The sequence below is a fragment of the Microbispora hainanensis genome (genome assembly GCF_036186745.1).
GTDB lineage: Bacteria > Actinomycetota > Actinomycetes > Streptosporangiales > Streptosporangiaceae > Microbispora.
Genome location: NZ_CP108086.1, coordinates 8,105,980 through 8,120,704 on the forward strand (window position 1 = coordinate 8,105,980; position 14,725 = coordinate 8,120,704).

12 protein-coding genes are annotated in these 14,725 nt (G+C 72.4%); 5 read left to right on the forward strand and 7 right to left on the reverse strand.

What is annotated here, in order from left to right:
• Window positions 1-406: 406 nt before the first annotated feature.
• The 4 genes from OHB01_RS36770 to OHB01_RS36785 all read left to right on the forward strand — a co-directional run bounded on the left by OHB01_RS36770 (window position 407) and on the right by OHB01_RS36785 (window position 4,465).
• Entirely contained in the window at window positions 407-1,207 is an 801-nt protein-coding gene (locus tag OHB01_RS36770) for an enoyl-CoA hydratase-related protein (protein WP_185948908.1), read from the forward strand.
• Window positions 1,208-1,286: 79 nt separating this feature from the next.
• Complete coding sequence (locus OHB01_RS36775; RefSeq protein ID WP_142645333.1) at window positions 1,287-3,284, forward strand: acyclic terpene utilization AtuA family protein; 1,998 nt, start codon at window positions 1,287-1,289, stop codon at window positions 3,282-3,284.
• A 40-nt stretch (window positions 3,285-3,324) separates the two neighbouring features.
• Window positions 3,325-3,552: a hypothetical protein gene (locus tag OHB01_RS36780; protein WP_187280701.1), complete on the forward strand. Its 228-nt coding sequence runs from the start codon at window positions 3,325-3,327 to the stop codon at window positions 3,550-3,552.
• A 67-nt stretch (window positions 3,553-3,619) separates the two neighbouring features.
• The gene (locus tag OHB01_RS36785; RefSeq protein WP_328854615.1) at window positions 3,620-4,465 is read left to right on the forward strand and encodes a helix-turn-helix transcriptional regulator; all 846 of its coding nucleotides are present in this window, start codon (window positions 3,620-3,622) and stop codon (window positions 4,463-4,465) included.
• Window positions 4,466-4,647: 182 nt separating this feature from the next.
• On the opposite strand, the gene OHB01_RS36790 is transcribed toward OHB01_RS36785, so the two are convergent.
• From OHB01_RS36790 to OHB01_RS36820, 7 genes are all read right to left on the reverse strand, one after another.
• Window positions 4,648-5,064, reverse strand: coding sequence for a ferritin-like domain-containing protein (locus OHB01_RS36790; RefSeq protein ID WP_142645336.1), 417 nt, complete (start codon window positions 5,062-5,064; stop codon window positions 4,648-4,650).
• 62 nt (window positions 5,065-5,126) lie between these two features.
• On the reverse strand, window positions 5,127-7,334 hold the full coding sequence (locus OHB01_RS36795) for an ArnT family glycosyltransferase (RefSeq protein WP_328854616.1): 2,208 nt from the start codon (window positions 7,332-7,334) through the stop codon (window positions 5,127-5,129).
• A complete protein-coding gene (locus OHB01_RS36800) occupies window positions 7,331-8,503 on the reverse strand; it encodes a bifunctional glycosyltransferase family 2/GtrA family protein (RefSeq protein ID WP_142645338.1) in 1,173 nt (390 codons plus the stop codon). The genes OHB01_RS36795 and OHB01_RS36800 overlap by 4 nt, the downstream gene beginning before the upstream one ends.
• Window positions 8,504-8,775: 272 nt before the next feature.
• Window positions 8,776-9,534 carry a YcnI family protein gene (locus OHB01_RS36805; RefSeq protein ID WP_147944030.1) on the reverse strand — a complete coding sequence of 253 codons (759 nt, stop codon included), beginning with the start codon at window positions 9,532-9,534 and terminating at the stop codon, window positions 8,776-8,778.
• Between the two features lie 199 nt (window positions 9,535-9,733).
• Window positions 9,734-10,486 carry a hypothetical protein gene (locus OHB01_RS36810; protein ID WP_142645340.1) on the reverse strand — a complete coding sequence of 251 codons (753 nt, stop codon included), beginning with the start codon at window positions 10,484-10,486 and terminating at the stop codon, window positions 9,734-9,736.
• Between the two features lie 14 nt (window positions 10,487-10,500).
• A complete protein-coding gene (locus tag OHB01_RS36815; RefSeq protein ID WP_328854617.1) occupies window positions 10,501-12,252 on the reverse strand; it encodes a copper resistance CopC/CopD family protein in 1,752 nt (583 codons plus the stop codon).
• A 133-nt stretch (window positions 12,253-12,385) separates the two neighbouring features.
• Window positions 12,386-13,858, reverse strand: coding sequence for an LVIVD repeat-containing protein (locus OHB01_RS36820; RefSeq protein ID WP_185948909.1), 1,473 nt, complete (start codon window positions 13,856-13,858; stop codon window positions 12,386-12,388).
• A gap of 499 nt (window positions 13,859-14,357) precedes the next feature.
• On the opposite strand from OHB01_RS36820, the gene OHB01_RS36825 reads away from it, so the two are divergent.
• Window positions 14,358-14,717 carry a helix-turn-helix domain-containing protein gene (locus OHB01_RS36825; protein ID WP_142645342.1) on the forward strand — a complete coding sequence of 120 codons (360 nt, stop codon included), beginning with the start codon at window positions 14,358-14,360 and terminating at the stop codon, window positions 14,715-14,717.
• The last annotated feature ends 8 nt before the right edge of the window (window positions 14,718-14,725 follow it).

The window sequence follows — 14,725 nt, forward strand, 5'->3', positions numbered from 1 at the left end:
CGGACACAGGGGCGGCGACCGGCCCGGTGTTCGGTGGGGTGACCGACCCCGTGATGGATGCGGGCCCGGATCCGGACCTCGGCGAACGTCCCGGCGCGGAAAGCCTCCCGGAGACGAGGCCAGAGTCGAGCCCGGAGGCGAGACCGGAGACGTTCTCGGCGACGGGCGCGCCACCGGAGACGGACGCCGCAAGCCATCGTGCGATGGACACCGGTGCGCATCCGGCATTCGGCACCGCCGGGCATCCGGGCACGGCGACCGGCCCGGTCATGGGGACGGGCGTTCCCTCCGGCATCGAGACGGGCGCCGGTCCGGGCACGCAGGGCGGCCCGGAGATCGGCAGTCCGATCCCCAGTCCGATCGGCAGTCCGATCGACGCTGATCGGGGCGGGGAGGCGACGCAGCCGTGAGCGAGCCCCAGGACGTGCTGGTACGCCGCGAGCAGGCGGGCGGCGTGGCCACGATCACGCTCGACTCCCCGCACAACCGCAACGCCCTGTCGTCCCGGCTGCTGCGGCAGCTCGACGACGCCCTGTCCTGGGCGCTCGACGAGCCCGCCGTACGGGTGATCGTGCTGACCGGCACGGGACCGGTGTTCTGCGCGGGCGCCGACCTGAAGGAGCAGCGCGGCGGAGGGGCGCCGGTCACCGCGTCGTTTCCCGACATCATGCTGCGGATCTGGGAGAGCCCGAAGCCGGTCGTGTGCCGCCTGAACGGCACGGCACGAGCGGGCGGTCTCGGGCTGGTGGCGGCCTGCGACTTCGCCATCGCCCCGGCGACCGCGTCGTTCGCCTTCACCGAGGTGCGGCTCGGGGTGGTCCCCGCCATGATCGCGGTCACCTGCCTGCGCCGCCTGGAGCCCCGGGCCGCGGCCGAGTATTTCCTCACCGGCGAGGTCTTCAGCGCCGGACGTGCGGTGGAGATCGGCCTGCTGACCCGGGCCGTGCCCGAAGAGGACCTGGACGCGACCGTGGCCCACTACACCGGCATGCTGCTGCGCGGCGGCCCGGAGGCGCTGGCGATCACCAAGCGGCTCGTGCGGGAGGTGCCGCAACTATCGGTCGAGGAGGGGTTCCGCGCGATGGCCGCGCTGTCCGCGGAGCGCTTCACCTCGGCGGAGGGGCAGGAGGGCATCCGGGCCTTCGCCGAGAAGCGGCCCGCCGCCTGGGTTCCCGCCGACGCGCCGTCCCCGGAAGCCGGGCGATGACGGCGCAGGCCGGGGCGGTGACGCCGAAGGCCCGGCAGCTGCCCGCGAAAGCCGCGCGGAGAACACCGGAGGCGGGCGGATGACATCGAAGGCCGGGCTTACGACGGCGCAGGCCGGGCGGCAGGGACCGATCCGGGTCGCGAACTGCGGCGGCTTCTACGGCGACCGGCTGTCGGCCGCCGAGGAGATGGTCGAGGGCGGGCCGATCGACGTGCTGACCGGCGACTGGCTGGCCGAGCTCACCATGTCGATCCTCGCGGGCAACCGGCTCAAGGGCCGCCCCGGCTACGCGCGTACGTTCCTGACCCAGATGGAGCAGGTCCTCGGCACCTGCCTCGACCGAGGCATCAAGGTCGTCGCCAACGCGGGCGGCCTCGACCCGGCCGGGTGCGCGGAGGCGGTCTCGGCCCTGGCCGACCGGCTCGGGCTGCGCGCGTCCGTCGCCCACGTCACCGGCGACGACCTCATGCCGCTCGCCGAGCCGCCGGTCAACATCGACACCGGTGAGACCCTGGGCGCGACTCCGCTCACCGCCAACGCCTACCTCGGCGGCCGGCCGATCGCCGTGGCGCTGGAGCACGGCGCGGATGTCGTCGTGACCGGGCGGGTCACCGACGCGGCGCTGGTCACCGGGCCCGGCATGTGGTGGTTCGGCTGGGATCCGGGCGACCTCGACGCGCTGGCCGGATCCGTCGTCGCCGGGCACGTGATCGAGTGCGGCTGCCAGGCGACCGGCGGCAACTACGCCTTCTTCGAGGAGGTGCCCGACCTCGCCCACTGCGGCTTCCCCATCGCCGAGCTGTACGCCGACGGATCGAGCGTGATCACCAAGCACCCCGGCACCGGCGGGCTGGTCTCGACCGGGACCGTGACCGCGCAACTGCTGTACGAGATCGCCTCGCCGCGCTATCTCGGGCCCGACGTGACCGCCAGGTTCGACACCATACGGCTGGAGCAGGAGTGCCCCGACCGGGTCAGGATCACGGGCGTGCGCGGCGAGCCCCCGCCGGACACGCTGAAGGTCGCCGTCACCTACCTCGGCGGCTACCGCAACACGATGACGCTCGTGCTGACCGGCCTCGACATCGCCGCCAAAGCCCGCATCGCGCAGGAGGCGATCTGGGCGCGCGTCCCCCGCGAGTCGTTCGAACAGGTCCACGTGGAGCTGACTCCCCTCGGCGCGGACGGCGCGGGCTCGGCCGCGCCCGGCCCGGAAACCGGCGGACACCCGGCCAGGGGAGGCGCGGGCACAGCCGGTGCCGGCGGCAGCGTCACGGATGGTGCGGGCGAAGGCGGCGCGGGTGCGGACGAGCCCCGCACGGGCGGCATGACCACCGGCGGCGCGGGTGCGGGCGACCCGCGCACAAGCGCCGTAGATGAGGGCAGCCCCCGCACGGGCAGCGTGACCACACACGGTGTGGGCGCGGCCGCGACCGCGCTGTTGCGGATCACGGTCATGGACTCCGATCCGCGCAAGGCGGGGCGGACGTTCTCCTCCGCCGTGGTGGAGACCGGCCTGGCGAGCTATCCCGGCTTCTACGGCCTGACCCCGCCCGGCGACGCCTCCCCCTACGGGGTCTACTGGCCCTCGTCGGCCGACGCGCGGGCCGTGCTCCCGGTGGTGACCGTGGACGGAGTCCGCGTCGAGGTGCCGCACACCCCTCCGTCCGGTCCGCTGCTGGGCGAGCAGGCGGGCGGGCCGCCCAGTGAGACGCCCGGCGACACCGTTCCTCCGTACGCCGGGGATCTCGCGGCCGGGCCGGTCATGCCGCTCGGCAGGGTCGCCGGCGCCCGCTCGGGCGACAAGGGCGGCGACGCCAACCTCGGCGTCTGGGTGCGCGATCCCGCGCGCTATCCGTGGCTCGCGGCGTTCCTGACCGTGAAGCGGCTCAGGGAGCTGCTGCCGGAGGTCGGCGACCTGCCGATCGAACGGTTCGCGCTCCCGAACCTGCACGCGCTGAACTTCGTCGTCCACGGGCTCCTGGGCCGGGGCGTGGCGGCCAGCCCGCTCCTGGACGCCCAGGCGAAGGCGCTCGGCGAGCGGCTTCGGGCTGTATGCGTGCCCATTCCGCTATGACTAGGATTGCGCCGTTCGCCGCCGATCGGGAGAGAAGGACATGCGATTGCGCTTTCTCGGCTCCACCTCGGAGGCGGGGGCCTGCCCCTCCCTCTACGAGACCGGCCGCGGCACGATAGCCGTCCAGGGCCGGGAGGTCGTGGACCACGAGGGCCGCGCCGGCCTGCGCCATGTGCTCGACGGGGAGACGGCGGTCGAGACGGCGGTCGAGGTGCCGGGGGAGCTCCTCGTGGAGATCGCCCGGCGGGTCCTGCCCGATCACGATTGAAGGCCTCCCTCTGGCAGGATCCGGCGCGCCGGGTCTACCTTGAACCGCACCACGGCCGGAGGTGGGCATGAGCGGTTTCCATCAGGCCCGCATGGACCTGGGAGCCCAGCTACGCCGGTTGCGGGAGAACGCCCGCCTGTCCGGGAAGGATCTCGCCGAACGCCTGCGCTGGCAGCCGTCCAAGGTCTCGCGCATCGAGAACGCCCGCCAGACCGCCACCGAGGACGACGTGGCCGCGTGGGGAAAGGCCGTGGAGGCCGACCCGCAGACCATCGACGACCTGATCCGGCAGGCGGCCGGCCTGCTGGAGCGGCACGACTCCTGGCGGCAGCGGAACAGGAACGGCCTGGCCGCGCTGCAGGATGACGTCCGCGACCTGGAGGCGCGCACCCGGCTGTTCCGGGCGTTCGAGCCGGGCGTGGTGATCGGCCTGCTGCAGACCACCGAGTACGCCAGGCACACCTTCGGCAAGGTCAGGCGGGTCCACGAGCCCACCGACGACGTGGACGACGCGATCCGCGTCCGCATGCGGCGTCAGGAGATCCTGTACGACCCGGCTCGGCGGTTCCGGTTCGTCATGCCCGAGGCGGTGCTGCGTTACCGGCTCGCGCCCCCGGACGTGATGCGCGGCCAGCTCGACCGGCTGATCGCGGTGACCACGCTGCCGAACGTGGAGTTCGGGCTGCTGCCGTTCGAGGCGCAGTTGCCGTCCGCGCTGATGAACTCGTTCTGGATCTACGACGACTGCCTGGTCGGGGTGGCGACCATGACCAGGGACCTGCTGCTTCGCGACGCCGAGGACGTCGCCTTCTACGCGGAGACGTTCGAGGAGTTCTGCAAGGTGGCGGTCTTCCACGACGACGCGAGGGCGCTGATCGTCCGCGCCCTCGACGACTACGCCCGCCCGCGCTGACCTCGCCGCACGACTTCATGCCACGTGCCGCACGCACGACCGTGCCGTACCACCGGGCCGTACCACCGGGCCGCACGCCCTTGCGGCACCACCGTGCCGCCCATGCGTCGGCGCCCGGACGCGGGAGGTCGCGGCCAGGGCCGAGCCGCGACGTCCCGCCTCACTCCGCGTGCCGCCGTCCGTCACTTCCCCAGGGCGGTCTGCAGGTCCATGACGTGGTCCTGCGTCTGCTGCAGCAGCGGGCGCAGCGCCTCGGCCACGTCGCTCAGGCCGAGCTCCTGGGCCTGCTCCACGCGCTCGCGATAGCGGCGCAGCTGCTCCTGCTCCAGCTCCAGGTCGAGGCGGAGGGCGTCGGCGCCGTCGGTCGCCACCGGCACCTCGGGAACGCGGACGCTCGGGACGCCGCCGAGGAAGTCGATCTGCTCGGCCAGCGTGCTCGCGTGGTCGAGCTCCTGACCGAGGTGCTGCCTGAGCTCCTCGATGATCGACAGATACTCCGCGCCCTTGATGGTGGCCGTGTGCTGCACATACTGGACGATCGAGCGATACTCGCTCTCCAGGTCCTCGTTGAGCAGGGCGATGAAGCCATCCGTGTCCATGGGAGTCCTCTCGTCGGTCGGAAGGCCCGCCACCTACCCGCCGTGGACGCCGCCGAACGCCGTCAGCCCACCTTGTAGAGCGAGGATCCGCCGCCGTCCGCGAAGACGGACGTGCCGGTGGACGTGCCGCCGTACTCCGCGGGGTCGACCTGGGTGCCGTGCGCCTTCACCCATGCGGTGACGTCCGCGCTCGCGCCACGTCCGAAGCCGCCGCCGATCAGGACGTACTTGAGCTTCCCCTCGGCCACGTACCGGCGCAGCTTGTCCACGCTCATCGCCGGGTCCGAGCCGGTGAACCCGCCCATCGCGATGACCGGCTCGCCGGTGGACAGGATGAGCGACGACGCGCTCTGCGCGCTGTCCACCGCCACCAGCCAGGTGGCGCTCCCCTTGTTCCGCTTCAGGTACGCCGCCATCGCGGCGTCCACCTGCCCACCGGGCCCGCGCATGCCGGGCCCGCCCTGCCGGTTTCCGCCGGGCACGGCCTCACCCGGTCCGCCGTACCTGCCGAAGCCTGCGGGGCCACCGAAGCCACCAGGACCGCCACCAGGACCGCCACCGGGACCGCCACCGGGACCGCCACGGGGGCCGAACCCTTGCGACGGCCCCGCCGTGGGGTTGGTGCCGTTCACCGCCGCACCCAGCGGCGTCACCGCGTACGCCGCCGGACCGGCCAGCCCGGCCGCGACCGCCGCCGCGAGAGCCACCGCCGTGACCCGCGCGGCCGTCCGGCCCCCACGCCCGGCCGGGCCGCCACCCGCCGTGCCGCGGCCCGCGAGCGCCGTGCCCGCCAGGACGAGCACCGCGACCGCCGTGCCGCCCGCGACGGCCCAGGCGAGCCACGGCACGAACTCCGGCGTACGGCGCAGCACGACGAACGACCAGGCCCCGGTCACGGCGATCGCGGCGGCCAGGACAAGCCGCCACGCGGCCGAGGCGCGGGCCGCCCGCCACATCAGCACCCCGCCGATGCCGGTCAGCGCGGCGACCGCCGGGGCCATCGCGGTCGTGTAGTACGGGTGGAAGGTGCCGCTGGAGAAGCTGAAGACGGCGTAGTGCACGAGCAGCCAGCCGCCCCACACCAGCAGCGACGCGCGTACCGTGTCCCTCACTGTGTCCCTCACTGCGTCCCTCGCCGGACCCCCGGCCGGACTGACGGCCGGACTGACGGCCGGACTGACGGCCGGGCCGAAGGCCGATCCGGCGACCAGGACGAGGCCGCAGACGAGGGCGACCACGGCGAACGGGAGCAGCCACGAGATCTGCCCGGCCATGACGTCGTTGAACAACCTGCCCGCGCCGGACGCGCCGCCGAAGCCGCCGCCACCGCCGGGACCACCGGGACCGCCGCCGAAGGCACGTGTCACGCCTTCCGGGACACCGGCGGGAAGCCTGCCCCGGCCGCCGCCGTCGCCCTCGCCGCCGAAGATCCGGCCCAGGCCGTTGTAGCCGATGACCAGGTCCCAGACGGTGTTGTCCGTGCTGCCGCCGACGTACGGCCGCGACGACGCGGGCCACCGGTCCACCACGACCATCCACCACGCGCTGGTGACCACGAGGACCGCTCCGGCGGCCGGCAGACGGCCGAGCCGGCGTACGAACGCCCCCGGCGCGGCGTAGAGGTAGGTCAGCGCGAACGCCGGCAGCACGAGGTAGGCCTGGAGCATCTTGGTGTTGAAGGCGAGGCCCACCAGCACGGCGGTGCCCAGCAGCGTGCGCAGCCGCCCGGTGCGGATCGCCTCCAGGCAGAGCCATCCGGCCGCGACCAGCAGCAGCACCAGCACGGTGTCGGGGTTGTTGTCCCTGTTGATGGCCACGGTGATGGGCGTCAGCGTCATGACGAGGGCCGCCAGCAGGGCCGCGGCCCCGGCCGCACGGGCGTCCAGCCCACGCAGCGCCCGCCGTACGGCGGAGTGCACCAGGGCGACCGACGCCACCCCGGCCGCCGCCTGCGGCAGCAGCATGCTCCACGTGCCGAACCCGAAGATCCGGGCCGACAGGCCCATCACCCACAGCGCGAGGGGCGGCTTGTCGACCGTGATGTACGACCCGGCGTCCAGTGCGCCGAAGAAGAACGCCTTCCAGCTCTTCGTGCCGGAGTAGATCGCGGCGGCGTAGTAGTCGTTGGCGTACCCGTTGCGGCCGAGCGCCCACGTGTAGAGCACGGCCGCGAGCACGAGGACTGCCCACCTCCCCCAGCGCAGGGCGGGGGTCACACGGTCCGCCGGGGCCCGGTGACCGATCGGCGCCGCGGAGGCGAGGAGGGTCATCGGAAGTCCTTCCGGGGCGCGAAGACCCAGGTGCGCAGGAGCAGGAAGCGCAGCAGGGTGGCCAGGCCGTTCGCCACGACGACGGCGGCCAGCTCGGCCGCCCGTGGCGCGCCGTCGGGCAGCGTGACCAGCCCCGCGCTGGTCAGCGCGAGCCCGGCGACGAAGGCGACGAGCCCGCCGAGGTGGTGCCGCAGCGCCCCCGCCCGCCCCCGTACGCCGAAGGTGAAGCGGCGGTTGGCCGCGGTGTTGGCGACGGCGGTGACGAACAGCGCGACGGCGTTGGCCGCCACCGGCGGCAGCACCGAGCGCAGCATCCAGAACAGCGCCAGGTATGCCACCGTGCTGATCGCCCCGATCACCGTGAAGGCGGGGATCTGCGTGCGCGCCGACGCCCGGGATGGCGGGGCTGCCGGGGCCGCGAGACTCCCCCGGGCGACCCGCACCATGCCCTTGAGGTCGTCGACCGCCGTCCTGACGATGTCCACCCGGCTGTCGGGGTCGTCAACCCAGTCGACCGGCACCTCGTGGATGCGCAGCCCGTGCTGCTCGGCCAGCAGCAGCAGCTCGGTGTCGAAGAACCACGCCTCGTCCTGCACAGTCGGCAGCAGGGCCTGCACGATCTCGGTGCGGGCCGCCTTGAACCCGCACTGCGCGTCGGAGAAGCGCGCTCCCATGAGCGAGCGCAGCAGCAGGTTGTAGGCCCTGGAGATGATCTCGCGCTTCGGGCCGCGCACGACGTTGGACCAGGGGGACAGGCGGGTCCCGATGGCCAGGTCGCTGTGGCCGGTCATCAACGGTGCGATCAGGGGAAGGAACGCGTCGAGGTCGGTCGACAGGTCCACGTCCATGTAGCCGACCACGTCGGCCTCGCTGGACTCCCACACCCGCCGCAGCGCCCGGCCCCGGCCCTTCTGGTCGAGGTGGACGGCCCGCACTCCCGGCAGCTCGTGGGCCAGCCGCCGGGCGATCGTCCACGTGCCGTCCGTGCTCGCGTTGTCGGCGATCGTCACGCGGAAGCCGTACGGGAAGTCGCCGCTCAGGTAGGCGTGCAGTCGCTCCACGCTCGCGGCCAGGACGCGCTCCTCGTTGTGCACGGGAACGACGACCTCGACCAGGCGGGTCCTGCGGGACGCCCCCGCCGCCGGCCCGGAAACCGTCGTCGTGCTCATGCCGTCCCCTCGCCCGACGGCCGGGAGTGGCGTCGCACCGGGGGCAGGCCGGTGGCACCGGCGTGAGTCGCGCCGTGCCTGTCGATTCGCTCGCTTCGCTCGCTCATGGGCCCACGCTCGCGAGCCGGAATGGGACCGCTCTGAGCCGTTCATTAAGGCCACATGAATTGCGCCGGTGGCGGTCCCGACGCAGGCCGCCACCCGGCCGACTGTCAGCGGCTCACAGCGGCACTCTGCGCGGGCTCCGGGCGCGGCTCGTCCGGCCCATCCGCCTAGCCTGTCCGGCGTCGGTGCAGGGCGGGCGCCACAACGCATCCCAGGCAGATCACCAGCGAGGCCGCGGACAGCCCGATCGCCCACGCCACCCCCGCGTCCGAGCCGGACTCCGGCGCGGCCGCCTCCGCTCCGGCCGCCGCCTCCGCTCCGGCGGCCGGGGCCGCGCCAGCCGCCGAGCCGGGCGCGGCGGCCCCCTTGGCGGTGAGATCGAGCACCGGCGCGGGCCGCTCCGCCTCGTCGTCTCCCGAGCTCTCCTGGATCCAGCGCACCACTTCGCCGTCGCTGTAGTGCTGGAGCGTCTTGAACGTCAGCCGGTCGGTCTCCGGCAGCGGCCCGGCGCTCACCGAGAACTCGTCGTACTCACCCGGCTTGATCCCCGAGTCCTCATCCGACGCGGTCCAGGTGATCTTCGAGGTCACCTCGCCGATCTTCGTGCCGTGCGACTCGATCGGCGTGGCCAGAGTCGTCTTCTCGATCTTGTACGACCAGCCGGGGTGCGGCTTCACCGAGACCGAGGCCAGCGGGAACTCGGTCGGGAGCCGCACCTCGATCTTGGTGGTGCTCGCGTCGTCGCGCTCGTTGGGGACCCGGAACGTCAACGCCGCATAGCCACCCTGGACCGCGGCGTCCGCGGTCACCTTCACATGCGCGAACGCCGCCGCCGGCAGGACGGCGACCAGGCAGGCCGCCACGGTCGCGACGACCAGCCCGCGTGCCGTACGGCGCAGCGCGCGCACCCGCATCCGCACCCGCATCCCGCGAGGCGTACGGGACGCCGTGCCGCACGCGGCTGCGGCCGGTCCGGGGCGTGCCGGCGCAGCCGCCGCACCGCCCGCGACCGGGTGCGCGGGGCCGACGCCCGTTGCCGCGGGCGCCACACCCGCCCGAAGTGCTCTGCCGCTCAACGTTCCTCCCATCGGCGGGACTCCCACCGTCGCGTTCATCGGTGATCCGCTAGCCGAGGCGGGCCAGCGTCGTCGTCATCAGGTCCTTGACCTTCTCCTCGGTGTCGGACCGGTCGCCCACCTTCTTGATCTGGGTGTAGCCGACGTAGAGGACCGCGTTCGCCTTGTGCACCACGACGGTGACCAGATCGTCGTAGGTGTCCGAGCCCAGGTCCGCCGGCGGGGTGTGCACGAGGTGCTGGGCGAACCCTCGCCACCCGTTCACCTCCACAGGCCGGCTGCTGGTCCTGTAGTCGCCCACGATGGACGGCGGCCCGCCGAGGATGGTGAACGTCGCCGGGCACTTTGCCGACTCGGCCGTCACGGCGTTCATCGCGTTGCCGGCGAGCGTGGAGCTCTCGAAGACCACCGCGCCCTGCGTGACGACCGGGAGCGTCTGCGGCCCCACCTTCGGCGGAGCGACGATGAACCGCCCGGTCGGGTTCCCGCCCACCGGCTCGATGGCCGCTTCCACCGGACCCTTCACGTCGTCGGCACGCTGGACGTACGGGCAGGTGGGGATGCTGTTCGGCGGCGTGTAGATGGTGTGCGACGCGTGGTCCTCGTCCTCGAACGCGACCGCGCCCTTTCCCAGGTCGGCGGCGCCGACGAAGCCGGAACGGATGGTCTCGACGGTGTAGGGCGGCTTGGTCACCGGCTCCGGTGTCCCGCCGGAACACCCCGCCAGGACGCCGGCGGCGATCGCACCGGCGGCGGCCAGGGCCACCCGCGACGCGGGGGCCGTACGGTCAGCGCCTCGCATGTGTCGGCAGCCTTTCAATGTGCGGTGAACGGGACACGCACGCGTGTCTCGTCGAAGTCGGAAACGCGGATGTCCAGCCGCAACGCCCACTCCCCGGGGTAGGGGATGGACATCGAGCCCGCCACGTAGTGCCCGGGTTCGGCCGCCGTCACCGTGACGGGCAGCGCGGGCACGCCGCGGTCCCGCGATTCGAGCGCGCCGGAGATCTCTGGCACCGCGACCAGCCTGCCGTCGCGTCCGGTCAGGTAGATGTCCGCGGTGTTGCCGCCCGGTCTCGCCGGTTCGATCTTCACCTGGATCGAGCCGCCGCGCAGCCCGCCGTACGGGCCGCCGTACGGGCCGGACGCGTTCACCGCGGCGGGGAACGGGACCGTGGTGTCCACCGGCGGCGCGTAGCTGGTGCGGGCCGGGGCAGTGTCGACCAGAACGGCGGTGACGGACACGACGACGATCCCGAGCACGACCTCACCGGCGACCGAGCGGCGCAGCCTGCGCACCGCAGCAGCAGGGTCCTGCGGCGTACGGCGGGCGCGGTCGCGCCGCTGTACGAACCGCCGCGATCCGGAGGCGAGCGCCAGCACCCCGAGCACGATGGCGAGCTTGACGAGCAGCAGCCGCCCGAAGCCGGTCGCGCCGAGCGCGCCCCACGTTCCCACCTGACGCCACGACAGGTACAGCCCGGTGACCGCGATCACCGCGAAGCACAGCAGCGCGAGCCGGGAGAACCTCGGGAGCGCGGGCTCCAGGGAGAGCAGCCCGGGGTCCCGCTTGCCGGCCGGGGCGAGCACGCAGAGCGCGAGCGTCACCAGGCCGCCCAGCCACAGCGACATGGCGAGCAGGTGCAGGCTGGTCGCCGGGACGGCCAGCCAGGTCTGCGTGCCACTCTGCGCGTGGTCCGCGAGCGTCCAGGTCAGCGTCATGGCGACGGCGCCGACGGCGACCACGGGCAGCGCGATCCTGCGGCCGACGCCGCCCGGCTCGGGAGCGTCCGTCTCCGCGTCGGCGGCGGCCGAGGGGCGGATCGCGATCAGGAAGACCACACCGAGGACGGCCACGAGCACCAGCCGGGCCAGCAGCGCGTACCCCAGCCGGGTGGACAGCGTCGCGCCCAGCAGGCCGGGGTCGAACACCCCGGTCAGCGGCCTGCCGTCGGCGTACGGCCCTTGGACGAGCAGCACCACGGCGGTGCCTGCGGCCAGCGCGGCGAACCCCGACCAGACGACGCGCCGGCCGCGCCGGTCACCACGTCCCGCGGGCCAGAGCGCGGCCACGAACATCCCGCCGCCGAGGACGAGGGCCACACCGAGGTAGGCCACGCCACGGCCGATCGCGGCGACGACGGGGACCACGCGGTCGGCGTCCTGCTCCACGTCGGCGGCCATCGCGCTCGGGTGGCCGACGCTGAAGCTGAACGCTCCCGACACAACGTGCGAGTCCACGGACGTCACCCGCCACGACACGACGTAGGTTCCCTCGGCCAGGTCCCGGGGCAGGCTCGCCCGCGCCGTGTCGGCCTTTCCGTCGGCGAACCCCGCCGCGCCGATGGCCAGCTCCTTGCCGGTGGGGTCGAGCAACTGGATGGACCGGCCGCTCAGGCTCACCGCCTCGTCGAAGCGGAGCCGCACCTCGGCCGGGGGCGAGGCCAGCACCTGTCCGTCGACCGGCGAGCTCTCCAGCAGGTAGGCGTGCGCGTACGCCGGGCGGGCGGCCACACCGGGGAGGAGGCCGACGACCAGGCCGCCGGCCAGCAGGAGCACTGCTGCCACGAGTCGCGCGACGGGCACGGCGTATGTCGTCTCCCGCGTGAGATGTCGGCGTCGCACCGTCACCCTTCCACTCCGTCAGGGCGGAGCCTGCCCGAGCGGGGAGTCCCGCCCGGACCGGCTCCGGCTCGGACGGTCACTTGTCGCAGGAGTTCCAGCAGATCTTCTTGTCCGGCTTGCCCGCCAGCTTGCCGTCGAACCGCAGCACGTCGACGCCCCGGTTGTAGTCGGCGACGTAGACCAGGCCGTTGTGCCAGTACGCGGCCGACGCCGAGCCGCCGGTCACGTCCGTGCCGGACGGGACCCGGAAGTAGCCGACCTGGGTCGGGTTGGCCGGGTCGGACACGTCGAGGAACCGCGTGCCCTGGCCGTACCATCCGATCGCCACGATGTTGCCGTTGACGGTGAACCAGTGGGCGGAGCAGCTGCCGGTGGTGGCCGAGCCCTCCTTGCCCCAGGGCGACCAGTGGCTGACCAGGTTGAGCCGGAGCGGCTTGTCCGGCGTGGACTTCCAGCCCTCGCCGTCGTAGCTGCCCTTCAGCGACACGATCTTGAACTCGCCCGCCTGGGAACAGGTGGTGATGTTCTCGTTGGTCACGTAGACCAGCTCGCCCTTGTCGAAGGAGCCGAGCTTCTCGGTGTTGTGGTAGGCGTTGTGGTCGAAGTAGTCGAAGAACTCCGTGCCCTGCGGATTGGTCGGCATGGCCGTACCGCCCGCGTACGGGATCGGGTCGTACGCCGTCGCCACCCGCTTGGTCTTCCGCACCGGGTCGTAGTGGTTGCCCTTGGTCCAGTAACCGCGGACGCCGCCCTCGCCGGAGACCCAGGCGACGCCGTCCTTGTCGACGTCGACACTGTGCACGTAGTCGGTGACGCCGTCGAACCGGCCGAGGTCGAGCGCCAGATCCAGGGTCTTCGGGTGCTTGGGGTCACGGATGTCGGTCACCCGGACCGGCACGCCCTTCCATGACGGGTCCTGGCCCGGCGTGCCGGTGTTGGCCGGTCCGACCGACCACAGGTAGGAGCAGTCGTTGATGCAGGTGGCCGTGTGCCCGGCCGCGACCGGCTGGAAGACGACGACCTTCGGCTGCCAGGGGTTCTTCACGTCCACGATGTAGACGCCGGACTGGCCGGTCGAGACGGTGCCGCCGAAGCCGCGCGGGTCCCTGCTGAGGAAGACCAGCTTGCGCTTCGGGTCGACGGTCATGTTCTCGCCTTCCCAGAACCTGTCCTGGGTGTCCCCCGGCTGGCGCAGCTGGGCGGCCGTGATGGTGGAGACCAGCGCCGGGTGCTCGGGGTCCTTCAGCGACCAGACGGCCAGGCCGCCGGTGCCGTTGGCGAACATGAAGTCGTAGCCGTACTTGTCGTAGCTGATGAAGTTCAGCCCTGAGTAGCCGCTCACGCCCTTGACGTTGTCGAGGAACGTCACGTTGCTCTTGACGGCGGTCGTCGGAACGTTGTGCACGTCGTCCAGGACCGGCCCACCATGGGCGGAGTTGTCGGATGGACGCTGGTCGGACGGTGTGTCGGCGAACGCCGAGCCTGCTGCGGGGATCTGCAGCGCTGCCGCGGTCAACAGCGCGGCTGCGGCCGCTACGAGAGGTTTCACTCTCACAAACCCTCCTTGAGGGGCAGCGAAGCGGATGTAAGCCGCATCGCCGAAGATCGTGATCAAACTGACTCTAATCACCACGAGAGTGGATGTCAGTAGTCAAAGATCTCAGAAGGGTATCTTTAGGGACTCGGAGAAAACCCTGGTTTCAGGCCAACCACATCACGCCGAGCACGTCAAGCCCCGCATTCACGCGCCCACACCAACCGGCCCCGATGCTGCGGCGGCCCAATGACGACCTATCGGCTGCGCTCGGGTCCGGAGAGGCGCGGTCAGCTCGGCCCGGCTCGTGCAGACGCTCGCTACGTGTCGAGCAGATCAAGCGTGCGTTTGAGGGTCGTTCCCGTTCCTGTACAGCCCGCGTCGCGGGTAGTCCCGTTGTCCCCTTGCAAACGCCCCACGACTATTCCCGGAGCGATTTGCGATTCACCAAGTCCGGCACGGGGCGCTCATGAGGCGTCAAGGAATCCGGGCGCGGACGGATTGAGGCGATGGAATGAACGATCGGGAGCTGGGCCGGCGGGTGGCGTACTGGCGGCGTCGGCGCGGCCTGACTCAGCAGATCCTTGCCGACCGGATTGGCCGTTCGACCAGTTGGTTGCGCAAGGTGGAGGCCGGGGTTCGAAGCGCCGACCGGCTTTCCGCCCCGGACTCGCTCTGCGAGGCGCTGAACGTCGATCTGCAAACCCTGATCGGCGAGGAGCCCGCCCGGAGCGGAACCGTGTGCATCGACGACGCCCAGGTCGAGCACATCCGGAACGCGATGGAGCGTTACGCCCTCGATGCCGGACCGGGAGACCTCGTCCGGTTGCGCCGCCAGGTCGCGTACGCCGCTCGCGCGGGAGTGCAGGCATGAGCCGGGGC